Origin of the sequence: Cellvibrio sp. PSBB023 (genome assembly GCF_002007605.1) — a bacterium.
Lineage (GTDB): Bacteria > Pseudomonadota > Gammaproteobacteria > Pseudomonadales > Cellvibrionaceae > Cellvibrio.
Window position 1 is genome coordinate 1,200,917 of record NZ_CP019799.1, and the last position, 22,859, is coordinate 1,223,775.

The 22,859-nt window shown below is 47.7% G+C and carries 21 protein-coding genes and 1 pseudogene; 7 read left to right on the plus strand and 15 right to left on the minus strand.

Annotated features, from left to right (window positions below; all coding sequences use genetic code 11):
- Positions 1–16: 16 nt before the first annotated feature.
- Positions 17–1,000: a malate dehydrogenase gene (locus B0D95_RS05400; RefSeq protein ID WP_078042936.1), complete on the minus strand. Its 984-nt coding sequence runs from the start codon at positions 998–1,000 to the stop codon at positions 17–19.
- Between the two features lie 383 nt (positions 1,001–1,383).
- Between B0D95_RS05400 and B0D95_RS05405 the strand changes: the two genes are divergently transcribed.
- Positions 1,384–1,710 (plus strand): YkgJ family cysteine cluster protein, encoded by a 327-nt coding sequence (locus tag B0D95_RS05405; protein WP_246841733.1) that lies wholly within the window; start codon positions 1,384–1,386, stop codon positions 1,708–1,710.
- A gap of 12 nt (positions 1,711–1,722) precedes the next feature.
- Here the strand turns inward: B0D95_RS05405 and B0D95_RS05410 are convergent.
- From B0D95_RS05410 to B0D95_RS05425, 4 genes and pseudogenes are all read right to left on the minus strand, one after another.
- Positions 1,723–2,345, minus strand: a pseudogene (locus tag B0D95_RS05410) (dUTP diphosphatase).
- Positions 2,346–2,410: 65 nt separating this feature from the next.
- Complete coding sequence (locus B0D95_RS05415) at positions 2,411–3,202, minus strand: TatD family hydrolase (protein ID WP_078042938.1); 792 nt, start codon at positions 3,200–3,202, stop codon at positions 2,411–2,413.
- Between the two features lie 95 nt (positions 3,203–3,297).
- Entirely contained in the window at positions 3,298–3,651 is a 354-nt protein-coding gene (locus tag B0D95_RS05420) for a PilZ domain-containing protein (RefSeq protein WP_078042939.1), read from the minus strand.
- Between the two features lie 70 nt (positions 3,652–3,721).
- Complete coding sequence (locus B0D95_RS05425; RefSeq protein ID WP_078042940.1) at positions 3,722–4,747, minus strand: DNA polymerase III subunit delta'; 1,026 nt, start codon at positions 4,745–4,747, stop codon at positions 3,722–3,724.
- 95 nt (positions 4,748–4,842) lie between these two features.
- On the opposite strand from B0D95_RS05425, the gene B0D95_RS05430 reads away from it, so the two are divergent.
- Positions 4,843–5,481, plus strand: a complete 639-nt coding sequence (locus B0D95_RS05430; RefSeq protein ID WP_078042941.1) for a pseudouridine synthase — start codon at positions 4,843–4,845, stop codon at positions 5,479–5,481.
- Between the two features lie 3 nt (positions 5,482–5,484).
- On the opposite strand, the gene tmk is transcribed toward B0D95_RS05430, so the two are convergent.
- Complete coding sequence (tmk, locus tag B0D95_RS05435; protein WP_078042942.1) at positions 5,485–6,108, minus strand: dTMP kinase; 624 nt, start codon at positions 6,106–6,108, stop codon at positions 5,485–5,487.
- Between the two features lie 111 nt (positions 6,109–6,219).
- Here tmk and B0D95_RS05440 point away from each other — a divergent pair, with 111 nt between their 5' ends.
- Entirely contained in the window at positions 6,220–6,714 is a 495-nt protein-coding gene (locus B0D95_RS05440; protein ID WP_078042943.1) for a peptidylprolyl isomerase, read from the plus strand.
- A gap of 1 nt (position 6,715) precedes the next feature.
- The gene (locus B0D95_RS05445) at positions 6,716–7,438 is read left to right on the plus strand and encodes a UDP-2,3-diacylglucosamine diphosphatase (RefSeq protein ID WP_078042944.1); all 723 of its coding nucleotides are present in this window, start codon (positions 6,716–6,718) and stop codon (positions 7,436–7,438) included.
- A 27-nt stretch (positions 7,439–7,465) separates the two neighbouring features.
- On the opposite strand, the gene B0D95_RS05450 is transcribed toward B0D95_RS05445, so the two are convergent.
- The 6 genes from B0D95_RS05450 to B0D95_RS05475 are packed head-to-tail and all read right to left on the minus strand — an operon-like array spanning position 7,466 to position 15,170.
- Positions 7,466–7,876 (minus strand): hypothetical protein, encoded by a 411-nt coding sequence (locus tag B0D95_RS05450; protein ID WP_246841734.1) that lies wholly within the window; start codon positions 7,874–7,876, stop codon positions 7,466–7,468.
- A 17-nt stretch (positions 7,877–7,893) separates the two neighbouring features.
- Complete coding sequence (locus tag B0D95_RS05455) at positions 7,894–9,507, minus strand: ABC transporter ATP-binding protein (RefSeq protein WP_078042945.1); 1,614 nt, start codon at positions 9,505–9,507, stop codon at positions 7,894–7,896.
- Between the two features lie 3 nt (positions 9,508–9,510).
- Positions 9,511–10,401 (minus strand): ABC transporter permease, encoded by an 891-nt coding sequence (locus tag B0D95_RS05460; protein ID WP_078042946.1) that lies wholly within the window; start codon positions 10,399–10,401, stop codon positions 9,511–9,513.
- Positions 10,401–11,336 carry an ABC transporter permease gene (locus B0D95_RS05465; RefSeq protein ID WP_078042947.1) on the minus strand — a complete coding sequence of 312 codons (936 nt, stop codon included), beginning with the start codon at positions 11,334–11,336 and terminating at the stop codon, positions 10,401–10,403. Before B0D95_RS05465 ends, B0D95_RS05460 begins: the two co-directional genes overlap by 1 nt.
- Positions 11,337–11,338: 2 nt before the next feature.
- Positions 11,339–12,955, minus strand: a complete 1,617-nt coding sequence (locus B0D95_RS05470; RefSeq protein ID WP_149867867.1) for a peptide ABC transporter substrate-binding protein — start codon at positions 12,953–12,955, stop codon at positions 11,339–11,341.
- Positions 12,956–13,007: 52 nt separating this feature from the next.
- Positions 13,008–15,170, minus strand: a complete 2,163-nt coding sequence (locus B0D95_RS05475) for a M3 family metallopeptidase (RefSeq protein ID WP_246841735.1) — start codon at positions 15,168–15,170, stop codon at positions 13,008–13,010.
- Between the two features lie 221 nt (positions 15,171–15,391).
- On the opposite strand from B0D95_RS05475, the gene B0D95_RS05480 reads away from it, so the two are divergent.
- Together B0D95_RS05480 and B0D95_RS05485 are read left to right on the plus strand one after the other, a co-directional pair.
- Complete coding sequence (locus B0D95_RS05480; protein ID WP_078042949.1) at positions 15,392–16,009, plus strand: histidine kinase; 618 nt, start codon at positions 15,392–15,394, stop codon at positions 16,007–16,009.
- A 14-nt stretch (positions 16,010–16,023) separates the two neighbouring features.
- A complete protein-coding gene (locus B0D95_RS05485; protein WP_244904451.1) occupies positions 16,024–16,989 on the plus strand; it encodes a GGDEF domain-containing protein in 966 nt (321 codons plus the stop codon).
- Between the two features lie 6 nt (positions 16,990–16,995).
- Here B0D95_RS05485 and B0D95_RS05490 read toward each other — a convergent pair whose 3' ends face one another.
- Together B0D95_RS05490 and B0D95_RS05495 are read right to left on the minus strand one after the other, a co-directional pair.
- Positions 16,996–17,724 carry a hypothetical protein gene (locus B0D95_RS05490; RefSeq protein WP_078042951.1) on the minus strand — a complete coding sequence of 243 codons (729 nt, stop codon included), beginning with the start codon at positions 17,722–17,724 and terminating at the stop codon, positions 16,996–16,998.
- Positions 17,725–17,737: 13 nt separating this feature from the next.
- Positions 17,738–17,986 (minus strand): hypothetical protein, encoded by a 249-nt coding sequence (locus tag B0D95_RS05495; protein ID WP_078042952.1) that lies wholly within the window; start codon positions 17,984–17,986, stop codon positions 17,738–17,740.
- A 216-nt stretch (positions 17,987–18,202) separates the two neighbouring features.
- On the opposite strand from B0D95_RS05495, the gene B0D95_RS05500 reads away from it, so the two are divergent.
- Positions 18,203–20,416 carry a TonB-dependent siderophore receptor gene (locus B0D95_RS05500; RefSeq protein ID WP_078042953.1) on the plus strand — a complete coding sequence of 738 codons (2,214 nt, stop codon included), beginning with the start codon at positions 18,203–18,205 and terminating at the stop codon, positions 20,414–20,416.
- Positions 20,417–20,643: 227 nt separating this feature from the next.
- Here the strand turns inward: B0D95_RS05500 and B0D95_RS05505 are convergent, their stop codons facing one another.
- Positions 20,644–22,857 (minus strand): TonB-dependent siderophore receptor, encoded by a 2,214-nt coding sequence (locus B0D95_RS05505; RefSeq protein ID WP_078042954.1) that lies wholly within the window; start codon positions 22,855–22,857, stop codon positions 20,644–20,646.
- Positions 22,858–22,859: the final 2 nt, after the last annotated feature.

Sequence of the window (22,859 nt, forward strand, 5' to 3'; positions counted from 1 at the left end):
GTACAGCTTTTACAATTTACGCAGGCAGCAACTCTTTCACTGCATCACGCTCTTCTTGTAATTCTTTTTCGGTTGCAGTCATACGAGCGCGTGAGAATTCGTTGATATCCAAACCTTGTACGATTTCCCAATCACCGTTTTTACACACAACAGGGAATGAGTAGATCAGGCCTTTTTCAATGCCGTAAGAGCCATCGCTGTATACGCCCATGCTGGTCCAATCATTTGCTGGAGTGCCCAGTGCCCAATCGCGGATATGATTGATTGCCGCGTTTGCTGCAGACGCAGCAGAAGAAGCGCCGCGTGCAGCAATAATGGCAGCACCACGTTGTTGTACAGTTGGGATGTAATCTGCTTCGTACCATGCTTGATCAACCAGGCTCAACGCTGGCTTGCCATCAACCAAGGTGTTGTGCAGGTCTGGGTATTGGGTAGATGAGTGGTTACCCCAGATCAGTGCTTTGGTGATGTTATTGATGCTGGTGCCGGTTTTGGTCGCCAACTGGGACAGTGCACGGTTGTGATCCAAACGGGTCATGGCAGTGAATTGACGTGGGTTGATGTCAGGTGCATTGCGCTGTGCGATCAATGCGTTGGTGTTGGCAGGGTTACCAACTACCAATACTTTGATGTTGCGTGAGGCGTGATCGTTGATTGCCTTGCCTTGTACAGAGAAGATCGCGGCGTTAGCAGCCAGCAGATCTTTACGCTCCATACCTGGGCCGCGTGGACGTGCGCCTACCAACAGTGCGTAATCGGTATCTTTGAAGGCAACCGATGGGTCATCAGTAGTCACAATGCCAGCCAACAATGGGAATGCACAATCGTCCAATTCCATCGCTACACCTTGCAGTGCTTTCAGAGCCGGGGTGATTTCCAGCAATTGCAGGATAACGGGTTGATCTTTACCTAACATGTCGCCAGCAGCGATGCGGAACAACAATGAGTAGCTGATTTGGCCTGCGGCGCCAGTGACGGTAACTCTTACAGGTGCTTTCACGATGAGACTCCATTTATTCGGGTGATATTGGAAGGAAACGAAAGTTCGGCATTGTGTGCCTGGGTTTTACTGATAAGACGGGCGAGCATTATAGGCATTTGGGCAGAAAATTCACCCCATTTCACCATGCTGGATGAGATTGATTCCTGAAATTAACCGGTTATTTACACTTGCCAATAAAATTTTGAAGCGCGGAATCCTTTTTGACGCATTTGGCGATATCGCCCTCTTGAAAATTCCAACCGATAGCGCACAATCGCCGCCAATCAAGAGTTCTCTTGATCAATCAGGGATTCTCCCTGCATTCAACTCCTTATACGTGAACTTACATGAGCCTGGAATCACCGTGCCTTAGCTGTGGGGCTTGCTGTGCCCACTTTCGCGTGTCTTTCTATTGGGGCGAATGCCAGAGCACTGGCGGCATAGTCCCTGACGACCTGACCTTACAGGTCAGCCCCCACCACGCCTGTATGAAAGGCACAGAAACCCATCCGGTGCACTGTACAGCGCTGGAAGGTGTGGTTGGCTCGCAGGTGAGTTGTAGTATTTATGAGAATCGCCCAAGTACCTGTCGGGAGTTTGATATTTTGGATGAGCAGGGACAGTTGAACGAGGCATGTACACGTGCGCGTGCACATTATGGATTGCCTCCGGTGTTGCTTGCCGTGGATCAGCACCTGGACACGGGTGGTATCCAGGCACTGCCCTAACTAATGACTCACTTACTGTTGATAACGCGCAGCCAGTGCTCGATATAACTCATCTTTAAATTCTACTTTGGTCGTATCCAGGCTTAGCACAGCCTCAACCAGGTGCTCGTTATCTTCGCGGCCATCATGCCAATGCTTGCGATAGCTGCCATCTTTATAGCCATGATCCTGACGGAAAAAATTGAGCACATTTTTACCCACATAGCCACGATAGAGCTGGTCAAAACTCATATCCACGCCCGCCATTAAACGCGCAAACAAGCCGATATGGAATTGACGATCCCCAAGGTAGCGGCGACAAATTTTTCCAGGTCGAGACGGAAATCGGTTTCATCGGTAGCAATAACCAATTCGCGCTGCAGGCGGGCGATGATGTCATCCCGTGAGGCATCTGATTGCAGCAAAATACTTAAACCAAAATGCCAGATATCAATTAATTCCAATGCCACTTGTTCAGTATCGGGCGATTGTTTTTTCCACCACTTCCAGCCGTAATGATCCATCAACTCAGCACACTCAACCCAAATGGCGCGATACCATTCATAGCCTTGTTGCTGCCAATTGGCAGTGACTTTTGTGTTCATGGCATCTTGCAGATCGAGCATAATTTTTAACTGTTGGGCTTGTGCAGACATTGTTGTTCTCACATTAATATTGGTAGGTATTCGCCATTCTTTTTTGGGAAAGCCTCAAAGCGGGCTCAATTAGGCAGATAGTGTTTAGCTTTGCGAAACAGGCGATAAAAATTTTCAGTGGTGTGCTCAGCCAATTCCTGCAGTGGAATACCACGTACGTCGGCAACAAACTGCGCCACTTCGCGTACATACTTTGGCTCATTGGGTTTGCCGCGATAAGGAATGGGCGCGAGGTATGGCGAATCAGTTTCAACCAACAAACGATCAATTGGCATATTACGCACCACATCGCGAATTTGATCGGCCGTCTTAAAGGTAACGATACCGGAAATGGAAATGTAGTAATTCAAATCCAGTGCCGCTTTCGCCATTTCCCAATCTTCGGTAAAGCAATGCAGTACACCGCTGTGTTCGAGGCTGCCATGTTCTTTTATTAATGCCAGCGTATCGGCTTTGGCTTCGCGAGTATGCACAACAACCGGCAGGCCAATTTGTTTACCCACACGTAAGTGCAGCGCAAAACTGTCGTGTTGGATCTCTTTGCTTTCAGTTTCGTAGTGATAGTCCAAACCGGTTTCACCCAGTGCAACGACTTTGGGTTGTGATGCCCAATTAATTAATTGCTCTGCGGTTGCAGCCCCTTCTTTCACATCGCAGGGATGAACCCCTACAGATGCGACCACACCAGGATGAGCTTGGGCAATATCGATTACCGTCTGGATATTTTCCAAACTAATACCGATGCACAGCATTTGTTGAATTCCACGCTCGTGTGCCGCCGCGATGGCTGCGCCTAAATCACCGCTATAAGCGTCAAGCTTGAGTCGGTCGAGGTGGCAGTGGGAGTCGATTAACATAAATACTTCTCACAAAAAACAGTTCACAAAAAACAGCACTAACAAAAACAACGAAGCCAGGCGTTACCTGGCTTCAGGGAAACTCAGTGGGCAGATTACATGGTATGGGTGGGCTTGTCTGAATTGAGCATACCGGCCAGGTAATTTTCAATCTTGTTGATGGCAGTATTATCCTGGTCGCTAAATTGCACACCGATGCCAGCCGCACGGTTGCCTTGTGCACCTTTGGGCGTCACCCAGACAACCTTGCCTGCAACCGGAATCTTTTCCGGTTCATCCATTAAACTCAATAACATAAACACTTCATCGCCCAACTTGTAGGTCTTGTTGGTCGGGATAAACATGCCACCGTTTTTCACAAACGGCATATACGCGGCGTAAAGCACGGCTTTGTCTTTGATCGTTAACGAGAGTATGCCGTTGCGGGCACCACCACCAATCGGTTGCATAACTGATCCTGCTTGTTGTTTTTGTAAGCTTCTGAGCCCCAATAGGGTCGAACACTAATAGATTAGCTGACTAGTGTCCAGACGCCATTGCGCGATTCGTGCTGGCGCGCAATAAGGCGCCCCAATCGAGCAATAATTCCTCCAATAACAATTGCTTATTGGGATTGGAACCACTGAGCAATTGCTTTTTAGAGAGCATCAATTTTTCAACATAACGGTGCAGCAGCGGCAAATTCAAATGGCTCAAGCGTTCGCGCAACTCTACCGGCGCATGTTGCATTTGCGCATCGTCGGCACCGACTTTCCAGCGCGCAATACTGTGTAGCAGGCTCAGCAGCCACTCCAGTAAGCCTTGCACATCGCCACCGTGCCATTGAGCAGCTACCTCAATAGCCGATATTTGCCCCAAGCTCAGGCGCGTAAATAGCTGCAGGGTTTGCTCCCGCTGCTCCAGTGCATCCCCTTGTAACAACGCCAAAGCCGCCAAGGGGGCACCACGCGCGGCGGCGAGCAACGGCTCAGGCGTGGCTGTTGTACCAACCAATAAGGGGGATAACCAGCGGATAACCTGCTCACTACGCGGCATGGGAAACTTGCGCAACTGACAGCGGCTGCGAATCGTAGGTAATACTGCACTAGGGCTATGGGCGATGAGCACCAATAAAGTATTGGCTGCCGGCTCCTCCAAGGATTTAAGCAGCGCGTTGGCGGCGTTACCGTTCATCGCTTCCGCCGGCTCGATAATGACGACTTTATAGCCACCTTGTTGTGCCGTCTTTCCGAGGGATTCTGTCAGCTCACGCACCTGATCCACCTTGATGGCTTTGCCCGCCTCTTCCGGCTCCAGCCAAACCAAATCCGGGTGAGTCTGGGCTTTATTCAATTCACAACCGCGGCACTTGCCGCAGGCTGTGCCTTCGATGGGTGCATCGCATAACAAGAGCTGTGCCAAGGCATCGGCAAGGTGACGCTTACCTATACCACGAGGGCCGGCGAACATCATGGCATGCGGGAGTTTTTGTGCAGCGATTTGCTGCATCAACTGCTGCCACTCAGGTAATTGCCATGGGTAAGGGTGAATCGGGAAGTCGCTCATGAAACTACTCGGTATAGCAAATCGAATAAAATATTGGGCAAGCTTAACAAATTTGCGATAATCCGCGCCCGCTTAATTCCGCCTCAGGCCCACTAATGACCGATTCCCTGCTCGACATTCTCTATCTGGATGAGGATTTACTCATTGCCAACAAGCCAGCAGGACTGCTTTGTGTTCCCGGTAAAGGCCCCGACAAACAAGACTGTCTCTACAATCGCGCCTTAAAATTCAACCCTAACGCACGCGTAGTGCATCGTCTGGATCAAGGTACATCAGGCATTGTGATGTTCCCGCTCAACTACCTCACTTTGAAAAACCTTACCCACAAATTTGAGGCGCGCGAAATACATAAGCGCTATGTAGCCGTGGTCGAGGGATTGGTCGAGCAAGATGAAGGCGAAGTCACCCTGCCGCTGATTTGTGACTGGCCCAATCGCCCGCTGCAAAAAGTCTGTTTTGAAAGCGGCAAATCAGCCCATACCCGATACAAGGTACTGGCGCGCGATAAAGACAACAATAGCACGCGGGTATTGCTTGAACCGGTGAGCGGTCGTACCCATCAGCTTCGCGTGCACATGCTGAGCCTGGGCCACCCGATGCTGGGTGATGGGCTCTATGCGCCAGCCGATGTACTCGCCAAATCCCCTCGCCTTTTACTGCACGCGCAAGAACTCTGGTTTGACCATCCCATTACCGGTATGCCCTTACGCATTGAGGCTGCTGCTGATTTTTAATGGCTATACCAGCAATCTCGTCAGCAGGCTGTCTATATCGGCCTGTACTTTGCTTAAGGGCTGGCCTGCATCTACCAAGGCATAGCGCTTCGGCGCTGCCAATGCGCGCTGACGATAGGCGGCACGAACCTGCTCAAAAAAGCTGATTGTTTCACTTTCAAATCGATCCAGTTCGCCCCGTTGGCGAGCGCGATCCAAGCCAAGCTGCACATCGATATCCAGAATCAGGGTTAAGTCCGGTCGCAAATCACCCTGCACTAATTGTTCAAGCTGTTCGATGATCGATTTACTCAAACCGCGCCCGCCACCTTGATAGGCATAGGTTGCATCGGTAAAACGATCGCTGAGCACCCAAGCACCACGCGCCAGTGCCGGTTTAATGACCTGGGCCAAATGCTGGGCGCGGGCGGCAAATACCAGCAAGAGCTCTGCCGTTTCATCCACTGCTTCAGCGCGCTTGCTCAACAACAGGCTGCGAATTTCCTCCGCCAAGGGGGTGCCGCCGGGTTCGCGGGTGACAATAACCTCCAGCCCCTTTGAAACCAGCCAATCACGTACAAAGGCCAGGTTTGTACTCTTGCCGACACCTTCGGTGCCTTCTATAGTCAGAAATTTGCCGCGCTGCATAACTCTCTCTACGTTTAAATTTACTCACTTGCGCATTCCTTCCCCTTAGGGGAGCGCGTATCATACCGGCTTTTTCCAGCACCACCCTCTAAATCTCAAGGGAGATTCATCATGATCACATTACATACTAACTACGGCGATATAGTTATTGAACTGGATTTCGATAAAGCGCCCAAGACCGCAGCCAACTTCAAACAATATGTGGAAGATGGTTTTTATAACGGCACTATTTTCCATCGCGTCATCGACGGCTTTATGATCCAAGGTGGCGGTTTTACCGAGGATTTCCAACAAAAAGAAACCCGTGAAATGATTCAGAACGAAGCTGACAATGGCCTTCAAAACCTGACCGGCACTTTGGCTATGGCGCGCACCAATGATCCACACAGTGCAACTGCGCAATTTTTTATCAACGTGAAAGATAACAGCTTCCTCAACCACAGCGGTAAAAATGCATCAGGCTGGGGCTACTGTGTGTTTGGCAAAGTTGTCGATGGGATGGATGTCGTTAACAAGATTAAAGGTGTGAAGACCGGCTCCAAAGGTTTCCATCAAGATGTTCCCAAAGAAGCAGTGATTATCCAAAGCGCTACCATCGCTGAATAATATGCAGACGCTGTTTATTTCAGATTTACACCTTCATGAATCACGCCCGCAGGTCACGCGGGCGTTTTTTCATTTTTTGCAAACACAAGCAATCCATGCCGAAGCGCTTTATATCCTCGGCGATTTTTTCGATACCTGGATTGGCGATGACGATGACGCAGAACTACCACAACAAGTCGCCAATGAATTATTCGCACTTCACCAGCGAGGCATTGCTATTTATTTTATGCATGGCAATCGCGATTTCTTATTAGGTGAAGGCTATGCAAAACAATCAGGCATGACGCTCATCCCAGAAGGTACTGTGATTAATTTGTACGGTACAACAACGCTGCTTGTGCATGGCGATGCGCTGTGCACAGAAGACCAGGACTATCAGGATTTTCGTGCGATGGTTCGCAGCCCTCAATGGCAACAGCAAGTACTCGCACAACCACTGGCAGCGCGCCGCGCCCTGGCAACACAGCTGCGCGACAAAAGCCAAAGTATGAACAGCTTGAAAGCCGCTGACATCATGGATGTAACACCGGCGGAAGTGATAAGGCAAATGGAGCAGGTAAACGTTCAGCTCATGATACACGGCCACACCCATCGCCCCGCACGCCACGCGCTGATTGCCAACAACAAACCCGCCGAACGCATGGTATTAGGGGACTGGCATGATCACGCATGGTGTATCCGCGCCAACCCACAGCAGATCGCACTCATAAACTGGCCCATTTAATAATTTAAATAGCAGCAAAAAAAACGCTTAACGATTGCGATTGGTCATCATATAAAGACCGCCGATGATGACAAAAATGGGCCACCAGGTGGTGAAAGACAAATCCAGCAAAAACATCAACGCAATAAAGATAATTGCACCGGCTGACACCAGAGAATTTACCACCGCCGCACTCAAACCTTCGCGCCGATAAAACGTGAGCGCCTGCTGCAACGGTCCAATAGCGGCCAGCAAAATGAAAAAAGCCCACCAGTTATGAAAATCCAGAAAGAATAATTCATAGCCCAAATTACGAGCCAACAACAGCCCGCCAATTACCACGATTGCCAGACCCAACGGCCAATTAGTTGATCGTGGTGCCGCTTTTGGTGAGCTTATATCAGGTGGAGTATTAGTCTGTGGTGCCGGTGTTTGTGATTTATCATCTGGCTGATTCATAGTAAATTCCTTGGTCGTTAGAGCGTTGGAATCGCTGCTAATAAATGCCGTGTATATTCTTCCCGAGGCGCTGCAAACAACTGCTCGGTTTCTCCTTCTTCTATCAACTTACCCTTCTGCATGACAACCACCCTGTCGCACAGATAGCGCACGACTGACATATCATGAGAAATAAACAACATGGTCAAATTATGTTTTTGTGTGAGCTCCAACAATAACGCCAATATTTGTGCTCGAATAGTCACATCGAGCGCAGAGACCGGCTCATCGGCAATAATTAACTGTGGTTTTAATGCAATAGCACGCGCAATGGCAATACGTTGGCGCTGCCCGCCGGAAAACTCATGGGGATATTTGCGAATAAAGCGACGATCCAGACCGACGTCATCCATCAACTCTTTTACTTTTTCCAGTACCGTTGCGTGAGTGGCAAGCCCATGAACCAAGAGTGGTTCCGCCAAGGTATCGAATACCGTCATGCGCGGGTTAAGCGATGCGTAAGGGTCTTGGAAAATCATTTGTATCTGCGGGCGAATGCGACTGAAGTCTGACTCGGATACAGCAAGGAGATTTTTGCCTTTAAATAAAATCTCACCGGACTGTGCATCCACCAAACGAATAATGCTGCGCCCAAGAGTTGATTTCCCTGAGCCCGATTCCCCCACTACACCCAAAATTTCACCGCGTTGGATATTAATATTCACGCCATCCACACCGCGCGCAAAGGCTTTTATTTTGCTAAAAATAGTACCCACCCTGACAGGGAAGCCAACTTGTAATTTTTTTACTTCCAGTAATGCAGGCTCATCTTTATGTGCAGCGCTTGCAGCGGGTTTGGCTGTAGTGAGTACGGCACTCAACAGTTTATGTGTATAAGGTTGGGTTGGATTTTTAAAGAGCTGCATCGTTGCACCCTGCTCTACCAATTTCCCTTTTTCCATTACCAATACATGATCAGCCATTTGTGCAGCCACGCCCAAGTCATGGGTGATAAAAATCACGGCTAATTTGCGCGTTTGTTGTAGCTGTTTTATAAGTGTAAGAATTTGTGCCTGCACCGTCACATCCAATGCAGTGGTTGGCTCGTCAGCGATTAATAATTCTGGTTCTGCCAAGAGTGCCATAGCGATCATCACCCGTTGGCGCATACCACCGGAAAACTGGTGTGGATATTCATTAATACGTTTTGCCGCATCTTGAATCCCCACCTCATTTAATGCAGCTATCGCCTTTTCCAATACTTGCTGTTTTGTTACCCCTTTATGCTGCCGCAACACCTCCGTGAGTTGATCCGCAATACGCATATTTGGATTAAGGCAAGTCATTGGGTCCTGGAAAATCATAGCGATTTTATTGCCACGCACCTTGCGTAACTCCGCCTCAGTCATTCGCAACAAGTCCTGACCATGAAATAACGCGCGACCTGACTCAACATTTCCTGGCGGCGTAGGTATTAGCCCTAGCAAACTGTAGCAGGCCACAGACTTACCTGAACCTGACTCCCCCACAATACCCAATACATCGCCCGCATTAAGCGAAAAACTCAAATCTTCAACAGCAACAGTTTGTCCATTGCGGGTATTAAATACGACACGCAGATTCTCGACAGCTAATAAGGTCTCTTGGCTCATGATTTAATCCTTGGAGGCTCGTGGGTCAAGCGCATCACGCAAACCATCACCGAGGAAATTGAGTGAAAACAGTGTGATCGTCAGAACCAACCCGGGGAAAATCAATAACCACGGATACTCTTCCATGGTTTCGACACCACCGGAAATTAATGAGCCCCAAGAACTGGCTGGTGGCTGAATGCCCAAGCCAAGGAAACTCAGAAAAGACTCCAACAAAATCACACTGGGAATTGTCAAGGTGGTGTAGACAATTACCGGACCAAGCACATTGGGAATTAAATGGCGAGTGATGATTCGCCAGGGCGACAAGCCCATAGAAATAGCCGCCTCCACAAACTCCTGCCGCTTAATGGTAAGTACCTGCCCGCGCACAATCCGCGCCATGGTCAGCCATTCCACCGCACCAATTGCCAGGAACAACAGCAGCATACTGCTGCCAAAAATAACGGTGAGCAAAATAATAAAAATCGTAAAAGGTAATGCATAAAGCGCATCAACAATACGCATCATTACGGCATCAACACGACCGCCAACAAAACCGGCAATAGCCCCCCACAGCACACCAATCGTAAGGGCAACGGCGGTTGCAATAAAACCGACCATTAACGAAATACGACTGCCGTACATAATACGAGTGAGCTGATCACGCCCCAGCGTATCTGTACCTAACCAATGATCCGCCGACGGAGCAGAAGCACCAAGATCCAAATTTTGTTCTTCATAACTGTAAGGTGCAATCCAGGGTGTGAGCAGTGCAATTGCGACCATAAATAAAATGACAAATAAGCCGAGCATTGCCATTTTATTTTTCTTGAGGCGGGCGATAGCATCCTGAGTAAGCGAGCGCCCTTTTTCTGATTCAAGCAATTCCGGTGAAAGAGTTTTAACCGACATTATTGTTTACCCCCAAGATCCTGACGCACTTTTGGGTTTAACCACACCAATACAATATCGGCAAGCAAGTTAAACAAGACGATTAAAAAGGCAAAGAAAATGGTGAGACCGAGAATCAGTGTGTAATCGCGATTAAACGCCGCCATTACATAAAACCGCCCCAGACCCGGAATTTGAAAAATAGACTCAACTACAAACGAACCGGCAAGTAAGCCCGCAATAGCTGGCCCGAGAAAGGAAATAACCGGTGTAATTCCGCCGCGCAATGCGTGAACAAAAATAATGCGAGCAGTTGATAAACCTTTGGCTTTGGCAGTGCGAATATAATCTTGTGATAGCACATCCAGCATACCACCGCGACTGATGCGCGCAATATAGGCAGCATATGCAAATCCCAGAGTAACAGAAGGTAAAATTTTATCGCCTGCAATTTGCCCCCACCCAGCCACAGGCAACCAGCCTAACCAGATCCCAAACACTAATAGCAGTATCGGCCCCAGTACAAAAGTTGGCATACAAATACCGATCATAGCGGCCGACATAGGAATATAGTCTTGCAGGGTGTTGCTTTTTAACGAAGCAAAAATGCCTGCCGTTAATCCCACCACCAACGCAAATAGGATCGCATAGAGTGATAGTTCTGCAGTAGCAGGAAGACCAGCTGCAATCAAATCGTTAACCGTGTGAGTTGTATATTTGAAGGAAGGGCCAAAATCACCTTGCAACAAGTTACCCATATAATCCAGATACTGCTTCCAGAGCGGATCATCAAGATGATAGCGTTCATTTAAATGTTTCAGCACATCTGGCGGCACCGCGCGCTCTGCATCAAAAGGCCCTCCAGGCGCCGCACGAACCATAAAAAAGGTAACTGCAGAGACAAGCAGCAACACAGGAATTGCTTGTAAAATTCGTTTAAGGATAAACAAAAGCATGATTATTTTTTATCCTGCGCTAAGTAAACATCAGTGAAAGAAAAATAATCCTGAACATTGTCTTGCCAATTTTTCACGCTTGGCGAAACCAAGCGATTCCATGAATAGCCATAAATAGGCATAATTGGTAATTCAGTCATAAGTATCTTTTCTGCTTCTTGCATGATTTTCACGCGAGCATCCAGATCTTTTTCTAAAGAAGCCGCACGAATAAGATCATCATATTCAGCACTTGACCAACCAGTTTCATTGTTACCACTAGATGCAATAAAAATTTCTAAAAAAGTATTTGGATCAACATAATCGCCGATCCAAGAGGCTCGGGATATCTCATAATTCATCTGATGTTGATTTGCAAGAAAAACTTTCCACTCTTGATTTTGCAAGTGTATGTCAATACCAAGATTCTTTTTCCACATCTGTTGAATAGCAACAGCAATTTTTTGATGTTCATCTAACGTATTGTATGTCAATGTCAATTTTGGAAATCCCTTCCCTTCAGGAAAGCCGGCCTCAGCTAACAATTTTTGAGCCAACGCTATGTCTTCGGGAAATTGATAACTAGGTTTATACGCAGGAGTAATAGGCACTAAAGAGCGCATAACTGGCTCTCCACCACGTGAAATAGTTTTGGTAATCTGCCCTCTATCTATAGCATAGGAAAGTGCCTGCCTAACTCGCACATCGTTAAGAGGTTTAATCGTGGTGTTAAACCGGTAAAAATAAGTACCGTACAAAGGGAATGAATGCAGAGCAGGATCATTTTTATAAGAGGCTATTTTCGCTGGAGGAAGTTTTTCCACCACATGCAATTGACCAGCGCGATACATCCGCTCCATGGCTAAAGTGCCCTCAACTGGCAGAACATGCACTTCAGATAACTTGATGCGCTCATGATTCCAATACAACGGATTTTTAGCCATTACAAAAACTTTATTGGGCACCCATTCAACAGGCACAAAGGGGCCGCTTCCAACAAAGTTTTCAGGCCTTGTCCAGGGCGTACTCCGCTCATCAAACTCTCCATGTTTCAGGATGGTTTTAATGTGCACTGGATACATACAATTATGATCAAGCAGTTGCAAAAAATACGGCGTGGGTCCAGAGAGAGTAACCCTTAATACCTTCTCAGAAACAGCCTCAACGCCAACCTCTGAAAAGTCTTTAATTTTTCCAGTGTGATATGCCTCTCCATTTTTCAATACGTACAGATAGGTTGCCCATTCACTCCCCAATTTAGCTGACAATACCCGTCGCCATGACTGAACAAAGTCCTCTGCAATCAAATTATCACCATTAGACCATACAGCATTGTCACGAATTTTAAACTCATACACCAAACCATCCTCTGATACAGTCCAGCTTTCAGCAAGTGCTGGCTCAATTTCAAGGGTGGTGAGGTTTTTTGTCAGCAATGGTTCAAATAGCGCTCCCTCAATACGATGCTCAACAGAACCTGTGGTGATTTGAGGATCTATATCAGCAGGATCAGCGCCATTGGCTATATACAAAATTTGCTTTTCATTCCCTATATCCACTAATCGTTTGCGTTCCCCGCAAGCCACCAGAAAAACCACACTCATCAACAACACAGAAAACTTCATGCTTATTTTCATCATTTATAACCTTAATGGGAGCGGACATGTTGTATACAGATGAAATTACATTGCTCTATTCAATCGCCAAATCCTGAGCAAAAGCATCAAAACTGTACGGACGGCCAAGGAAGTCCTTAACCAGTTCTGCCGCATCTTTCGTACCGCCGGGTTCGAGCACTGTTTTGCGGTAATGATGTGCCAACTCAGGATTGCGTAAGCCTTTTTTCACAAACTCGCTATGCATGTCAGCAGCAATAACCAGTGACCACATGTAGGTGTAATAAATTGAGGAGTAACCATTGAGATGGCCAAAGCTGGCATAAAAATATGTATCCTCAACATAGCCAAAGGGCGAGTATTTGGATTGAATGGTTTTCATTGCCTCATTCAAATCCAGTGACGCGGGATCATTGTTATAAAGACCGAGAGATAAAGCGGCATAAAATAATTGATGCTTGGTCCACATGCCACGACCGAAGTCCCTGGCAGCGATCATTTTTTCTACCAGTGCAGGCGGAATGACTTCGCCTTTATCGTTGCGTGCAAAGGTGGCAAGTGTTTCTGCGTCCCACACCCACTCTTCCAGCATTTGCGATGGAGCCTCAACAAAATCCCATTCTGTTTTGATGCCGGAGAAATACATCCAACGCTGATTGGTACCGGCAAAAATGTTATGCAGCAAGTGACCAAATTCATGCAGGAATGTTTCAACATCCGCATGTTCCATTAAGCCTGAACTACCATCGCCACCGGGGAAATTACACACCAAGGCCGCGACGGGCAATTGCACTCCGTTAATGCCATTAATAACGGAAAACTCGGCAGCATGTTTGTATTTTCCTGCACGAGGGTGCATATCCAGATAAAAACGCCCGATAACCTTTTCACCATCCAAAATTTCATAAGCGTCCACCGACTCATGCCAGACCTCTGCCTGCCATGGGCGAATGGTCACACCGAACATGGTTTGGGTGAGGTCAAAAATTCCTTGTTTAACACGATCATAATGAAAGTACTGGCGCACTTCTTGTGCGTTCACCTGATACTGTTCTTTTTTGACCAAATGCTCGACATAGATTTTTTGCCAGTCGGCAACGCGGGTTGCTGTTGGATCTATTTGTTGCAAACGTGCCAACAGCTGTTGGTACTCTTGTTCCGCACGCGGAGTGGCAACATCAGAAACCTTATCGATGAATGTTTGCGCATTGGCGGGAGAACCGATCATTTTATCTTCAGTAACAAATGCCGAATAATTTTCATACCCCAGGATCCTGGCCAATTCATGGCGCTTTTCAATCAAGGTTTTCAGCACAGCTTTATTTTCGGGGTAGGCTTGTTGGCGAAAAATAACGTAGAACTGTTTACGCAGCTCATCGTTTTCTGCGTATTGCATAAAAGGAACGTAATCGGGATAGGCCGTTGTTAGAATGATTTTTCCTTCTTCGTTCGGCTTATGGGCGTCGATATAATCCTGTGGCAAACCTTTCAGGTCATCTACTGAATCAAGCACTAATTGACGGGCACCATCGCGAATATTTTTATCGAAGCTCTGGCCAATCAAGTTAATTTCTTCATTTAATTTTTTAATGCGATTACGTGTTGCTTCATCTTTATCAACACCGGCACGTTTGAAGTCGCGCAGCAAATGCTCCACAAGTCGCTTGTCCAGCGCATCCAAACTGTCGATCTCAACAGCTACCAAATGATTGTAGAGCGGACGAGACAAACTGATTTCACTGACTAATTCTACAAATTTTTGCTCGCACTCTTCTGCACTAACACGTACTGCTTCATTGGGATGCACATTGGCATAGAGGCTGGCCAGATTCATTTGCTTATCCAGCAACAAATCTATGTCATTGATGGCGGATAATAATTCTTTTGCTTCATAGCGTTTTGAGTCAACGGAAAACGCTTTCATCTGCTCACGAATCTGTGTGTGATCGGCTTCGCAACTTGCAAAATAATCAGCAGCAACTTTGTCAGTGGGTTTTTGCCATGCAAGTGGCGCAGTAGAGGACAATGAAGCACTTGATTCTGTAGGGGATGGACTACAACCGGTTAATAAACCCATTCCTACTATTGCGGCGAGTACCGGCTTGAGCAGCCCCGACGGATTGCATGCACGGACATTTGCCAATATCAGCTTGCATTGACTCATAATTGCCTCTTGGTAGCGATTGATCGAAAAAGCGCCGGACTGGAAACCCACAACCCAATCATCGATAACGCTCATTTAACTCATATTCAGGGCATGGTAGTACACTTTTCGCTACAAACAAAGAGCCTAAAAAACCATATCCGATAGACACTTAGCGCATAAAAAATAAGCCCGTTTCACGGTGCGGCAAGTCACAAAAAATCATACCAATCAATGCCCTGATGTTTTGCAACAAAGCTGCAGATTGCTGCTAAGCTTCTATTAAACCCCCAGATGCTTATAACAAGATCGAAACTATGCCCGATTACTTGCTTACCGAAGACCAACGCGACTGCTTGCAAGAGATTACCAATGTCGCTATGGGCCAAGCCGGATCCCATTTGGCCCGTCTGTTGGATGTTTTTGTCGTCCTCTCCATTCCCCATGTCAGCGTACTGAACCCCACCGATATTGCCATGGCCTTGCAGTCACTGAACCGCGAGAACCACAATGACATAGTGCACGGTGTGTGTCAGGGATTTATCGGCGGCGGCATTGCTGGTGAAGCCATGCTGATATTCCATGAAACCGACTTCAATGACCTTGCCAGACTGTTGAAATACGACAAAGTGCCTGACGAACAAGCACAATATGAATTACTGATGGATACGGCAAATGTCCTGAATGGCGCCTGCCTGCGTGGACTTGCCGAACAGTTGGATACCCATTTCAGTTTTGGCCCTCCCATGTTGTTGGGGCAACATTGCAACATTACCGATTTGCTGCAAAACAACAACATGAAATGGAAGCAAGCTTTAGTGGTAGAAATTAATTACGCCATTGAAGATCACAAGATTAACTGCGACTTGTTATTAGTGATTGCAGAACACTCCATTTCGGGGCTGACCGAAAAACTTGACTACCTACTTGATTAGGTTGAATGACACCGATGGCAAACAGTAAAGACCAAAACAAACTGTTCGATGATATTCATTGGCAAATGGATATCCTGCAAAACATTGATGTTGGATTGGTAGTAATGGATGAACATTACACAATCAATGTCTGGAACAGCTTCATGCAAAATCACAGCGGCAAAGCACCAGAAATGGTACTTGGTAAAAGCCTGTTTGAGGCCTTCCCGGAATTGCCTGAGGCTTGGTTTAAACACAAGGCCAAATCGGTATTTGTGCTGAAAAATACGGCGTTTACCACTTGGGAGCAACGCCCTTACCTGTTTCGCTTTCCGCACTATCGCCCGATTACCGGCACAGCGGAATACATGTATCAAAACAGCAGCATTATTCCCCTGCTGGATAGCAACGGAATTGCCCGCCATATCTGCCTGATTATTTACGATGTGACGGATACGGCTGTTAATAAATTGGCGCAGCAGCAGGCCAATAAACAATTGCAAAACCTTAGCCGTACCGATCACCTGACCGGACTGTTTAATCGCGGTTATTGGGAGTTAAGGTTGATACAGGAGTTCAAGCGGTTTGATCGCTACGAACAGCCTTCCAGTTTGATTATGTTGGACATAGATCACTTCAAAAAGATCAATGACAGCTATGGCCACACAGTCGGTGATGAAGCCATTCGCGCTGTCAGTAGATCCATCAAGGAACAGGTGCGCGATTTGGATATCCCTGGCCGCTACGGTGGTGAAGAGTTTGGGATTGTACTGACCAATACCAATGGCGATGGTGCCTGCGTATTTGCCGAGCGCTTACGCACCACAATTGAAGAGTCGACCATCTATGCCGAAGGTCACGAGATTAAATTTACTGTGAGCGCGGGCGTTGCAGAATTAGATGAACAACTGCACGACCATCGCCAGTGGATTGAAAAAGCAGACCAGGGGCTTTATCGCTCAAAAGAAGCCGGGCGCAATCGGGTTACGCTACTGCCATAAACACTGCTAAAAATGTAGCGCTACCCCCAGAATCACACCTTGTTTGGAGTGTGTGCTTTTTCCAAAATAGTTAATGTCGTCCACCTCGCCACCCAGTGCAGTAAGGGTTGTATGCCAGTGCCCAAATACAGACAACCCTATTGCACGCAATAACCGCTCGTACCAGTGGGATGTCGCCTCCAGAAGTATATGTACGTAAATGGGTGTATCGGCTGATCGCGTATTCAATAAGGATTGCAGCAGGTTACTCAGCCATGCTTTATCCAGCGGGTAGGAAAAGCCATCGGCAACAATCATCAACGGTGTTGTTTTGTCCCAACGGATTTCATTTACCAGTGGGTCATTAGCGTGGTTATTAACCAACAGTTGGTAGTTATCAATGACCGGCATAGCGCTGGATTTCAGCAACAGACGCTCTTCGGTGTCTATATCAATCCAGGAAAATTGCGGCCATTCGTGTTGCTCACTGAGCCGATGAAAACGCGTACTCAAACCTGCACCGCATTCAATTCCCAAACCTTTTGGAAACTGATTGAAGAAGGCCAGACAGCGCTGATCGAGCCAGTGATTTGCCTGCAAATAGCGGCGCTCATCGACCGGTGAAAAACGCACACGGGCATCAATGTCCAACAAACGGGTCAGCGCCCTTGCTGCGCGATCATAAAAATGTATGTCCGGCCATGCCTGACCCGCATCTGCACGGGCATTCAACGCCATCATTTCGGTACTGATCATAAAACGCCCTCATTCAATGACATGCCTTTAAATATTCGTCTTCCAGTAATTGTTTGCCAATTCCCATGGCAAAACTGCAGAGATACACGCGGACATCCCCTACCAGAGAGAGGATCTCGCCATCGTCCAGCCGCTTGCGAGCCTCATGGATAATTTTCTCGGCAAACCCGTTTGATGCAAACCGCTGGGCGAGGTAAACCGATAACTCCGGTACCAATTCGTCAAAGGTAAGTTGAGCTGATTGAGTCATTGAATCACGCATAGCCAATCCTCTTTATGCAATTGATAATTATTCTCAATAAATATAATTATGCACGTAATTTCGATAATGGCAAGCGGGAAAAATGGGTGGGATTGTAGATCAGCGGTTCTACATTCCCCTTGACTGAAGAAATTTAGACTGGTTAAAATTTAAAGGATATTAATTATCATTAACATACGCATTTAAATTTCAAAACCACCAGGTAGCTATACTCGAATGAGCCTCCCCTCCTTGCTTTCAAATCATCTGAACACCAAACTCAATTATCTTTGTAACCACCATAAAACAGCCGCCATATTTGTATTGGCATTAGGCACTTCATACTATGCAGCTGCCGCAGAGTCCCAGGTAACATCTTCTACGCTTCAATTGGCGGCAGCCACAAAAGATAAGAATGTAGAAGAAGTAAAAGTTGACGGTGTGGCTCGCAAAAATGAAAACACAACGCGCCTACCATTCACCCCGCGCGAACTACCCCAATCGATCAGCGAAATCTCGCAGGAAATGATCGAATTGACGTCAATGACAGACATTAATGACATATTGATGAATGTGACAGGCGTCAATGTGACACTTTACGATAGTCAACGTCCGCTCTACTTTTCGCGCGGTTTCCAGATTACTGACTTTCAGGTCGATGGCATCCCCACCTATAGCGGATCAACTAATCAGGAATACGATACTGCGCTTTATGAGCGGGTTGAGGTGATCCGCGGCGCCAACGGATTGTTATCCGGTGTTGGATCACCCTCGGCCACGGTGAACTTGGTACGTAAGCGTCCCGGCAAAACATTAGAGGCATCTGTTGCTGCCAGCCTCGGCTCATGGGATCGTCAGCGTGGTGTGGTGGATGTATCAACACCGCTCTCCCCCGAGGGAAAAGTGCGCAGTCGAGTTGTCGTTGCCTATCAGGATTCCGATAGCTTCCGCGATCGCTACAGTGAAGACAAAACCGCTATGCTGGGCGTGATCGAAGGTGATATAGGAGAAAACACCACTCTAGCCGTGGGTTATCAAAATCAGGACAACAACCCCACAGGCACCATTTGGGGCACTATTCCCCTGTTTGCATCCGACGGTACTCAAGCCAAATTACCCGTATCTACCAGCTTTGCGCCAGAGTGGACACAATGGCAACGCGAATCCAGCACCCTGTTTGCCGATCTGGAGCACAACTTCAATGAGAACTGGAAGTTGCGCCTTGCCGCCAATCGCACGGAAGGCGATGTATTTAGCCTGCGTGTCTATGCCCAAGGCTTCCCCAACCGCGAAACCGGTAGTGGCATGACGCTTCTGGGCAGTGTAAGTGCAGGTGAAGACACCCGCGACAGTATCGATTTCACCCTGACTGGGGATTACATTTGGTTTGGGCGCGAACACACCCTGATTGTGGGCGGCAATAGCTATGAGTTGGAGTCCTACACACCCGGTTTTACATCGCTTGCCTCATGGAGCTATCAAGTACCCGATGCCTGGAACTATGACGGAAAAGCACCAAAACCCACCTACTCGCGCACCGGCTCATTCCGAATTGCCACCACCGAGCAAACCGGTATTTACGCCGCGAACCGCTTTAGCCTGACCGATTCACTCTCGGCCATTGTGGGCGCCCGCGTCACCTCATGGGAGACCGGTACAGACAACTACAACACCAGCGGCGCCTACCTGAATACCACAGGTACCCTCAAGGTTGATAATGAGATAACTCCCTACGCCGGCTTGGTATATGACCTAAGTTCGCAGTATTCACTCTATGCCAGTTATACCGATATTTTTAATCCGCAAAGCTACAAAGATAAGAACGACAACCTGCTTGAACCGGTGCTCGGTAGCAACGCAGAGCTGGGCATTAAAGGCGAATTTTTTGATGGAAAACTATCCGCCTCCGCAGCCATTTTCAAAACCAAACAAGACAACTACGCCGTGCGCGACATGACCCAACCGGAAAACTCCCTGCCGGATGGAAGTTCAGCTTACGTGGGTGTTAATGGTACGGAAAGCGAAGGGATAGAACTCAGCCTGAGCGGAAGTATTACGGCGCAATGGATGATCAACGCAGGCTATACCTATGTCGATACCAAACGCCATACCAATGATCGAATCTGGACAAACCTGCCCGAGCATTCAGTGCAATTGTCTACCCACTATGACTTCTCGGGCGCGCTTGCTCCCTTGGTATTGGGTGGCGGCATTAACTGGCAGAGTGAAACCATTGGTTATGGCGTAAGCCATCCGACGCTAACAGACGCAACCTTTACACAAGACTCCTATGTGCTCACCAATCTTTATGCGACGTGGAATTTCAACGAACGATGGACAGCGTCATTGAGTGCAACCAATATTTTCGACGAAACTTATTGGGCCAATATTGATTATGCTAACTACGGTGAACCACGAAATGTGTCGCTCACCCTGAAGTGGAAACTGTGATGCAGTAAAACGCCACAATCCCCATCAAAACAAAAGGCCCATCGCGGGCCTTTTGTTTAACGGTCTAACCCGCAAAATACATAGCAGAACCTGTAAGTCCCACTCACAGATCCCGCCCCGCACCACACAAACCAGCAGCTCAGGAATCACAATGTAATCTTTTAAATGTTATTAATTTCAAAGCCACCCAAGAGCAATTGGGAGGCTTTATCCTAAAAACGTAAATATCAAAACGTGTATTTTGCACTTAGTGTTGCACTGCGTGGTTCACCAAAATCGGCATAGCCCCACATGGAGCGGTTGTAGGTCTCGTCAAACAAGTTATCGACATTGAGTGAGACTGAAAGCGAATCCGTCAATTCATAGCGCGCCATCACATCCACCAGCCAATAGGATGGCTGCTCCTGCCTGACATCAATGGCTTGCCCGGTTGCGCTAATCGCAGCGGGAATTGTTGCATCGCCATAAGAATAATTTTGCCAACGTGCACTGGCTCCCAGCGTTAAACCATTTACAAAATTATAGCTATTGGTGATTTTGAATTGTTTGGTAGGAATATAAGTCTGGCGAGGATTGCCGTCTTTATCTTCCGCTTTGTTATCGGTGTAACCGCCACTGATATTCCATTGCTCACTAACCGCACCGGCAATTTCAATTTCATATCCATCGGTTTTAATACCATCGACACTTCTATAAATCCAATTGCCATTAGGCAATCTACCCATGTTGGCGTACTCAGAAACATTGTCTTTATTCGCGCGATAGACTGCTGCCGAAATATTCAGGTCGTTATCAAAAAATGCCATCTTGATCCCGGCTTCGGTGTTGGTGCCTTCTGTCGGCTCCAGCAAATTGCCATCCGCGCCGTAATCACCCACAGGTTTGAAAATGCCGGTGTAACTGGTGTAAACCGATAGGAAACTATTTACGTCGTACACTATGCCCGCATAAGGCGTCACGACATTTTTTTCTTCTGCATGCACAATCGACGAGGTGAGTTTGTTGGTGTTGTCGTAACTCCAGTTACTGACACGGCCACCCAGCATCAGCTTGAGTGGGTCCGCCAGGCTAAAGCGCAGGGTTGTATAGGCGCCCGATTGCTCGCCAATTTCCAATGACTCTGATTGGTCATATGGTGATGACTCTCCTGAATAATCGGGTGCAATAGGATTCGGATTGTTGAGGTTGTATGTCGGCAAATCAGCATAATCGAACAAGAGGTCAAACTCGTTTTTGCTATAGCTGTAGCCAAATACAACTTCATGATCGCGGCCAAATAAACCAAAGCCGCCATTGGTCACTATGTTGAAACTGGTTGTATCAGATTCACGCCCGGAAAACAGCGCATGAGGACTTACACGGGCATCAACCACATTTCCTGTAGCTTTATCCACATAAGCACCATAGGTGGCATTGCTAACATCCTGGGTTGCACTGGCAAAACGATAGGTGCCTTTCACTACCCAGCCATTGGTAAATTCATGTTTGACATAAGGCATCACACTCCACTGTTCAATGACGCGATACGCCCACTCGTAGCCTGTAGAAAATGATGTGTCATGATCAATCAAGGTACCATCGGTATAGAACGCCGGATTCGAGCTCCAGTTGTAAACGCCGTAGGATTTAACCGATGACTGATCGACAGCAAGGGAAAGCAGTGTTTGAGGCGTTAGATCCCAGTCAACAATCCCGTAGGTCACAGATTTATCGCGCGAGTAACGATCAATATAAGAATCGCCTTCCATGTAAGAGCCAATAAGACGCCCACGCACATTGCCGGATTCGCTAATAGAGCCGGAAATATCACCTTCTGCACGATAGGTATCCCAACTGCCAACAGCGCCGGTCAGCGATGCCTGGAAATCAGTTGTGGGGCGCTTGCGGATCATGTTCACAGTGGCAGATGGCTCGCCCTGCCCGCCCAGAATCCCCGCAGCCCCTTTCAATATTTCGATTCGTTCCGCAAGGACCGGGTCAAGGCTCTGGCTCGCATCCCCGGAATAGGTGGAGTTGGCTGGCGTAGTGATCATGCCATCTACCTGAACACCAGTATCCAATTGGAAACCCCGTACATACATCAAACTGTATTCCGACGCATCCCCCGACTTACTCACACCAGGCACATGGTCGAGCACCTGTTCCATATCCACCAAGCCTTTATCCTGGATCATTTGGCTGGTCACGATGGTGATGGTTTGCGGCGTTTCGCGCAGGGTCATATCCAACCCTGTAGCGCCATTCATTGAGCGTGTGGTGTAACTACCGGTGACCGTTACCTCTTCAACGGAGGTGGCAGTATTTTGTGCTTTTCTGGAGGTTTTTACTGGAGGACTGGTGTTGCTTGCCGCGTTGTTATCCGCCGCCAGAGAAGACACTGAAACACTGGCACCGCACAGGGCGCTGGCCATCATCAGAACTAATGATTTTTGCGTGAACATGG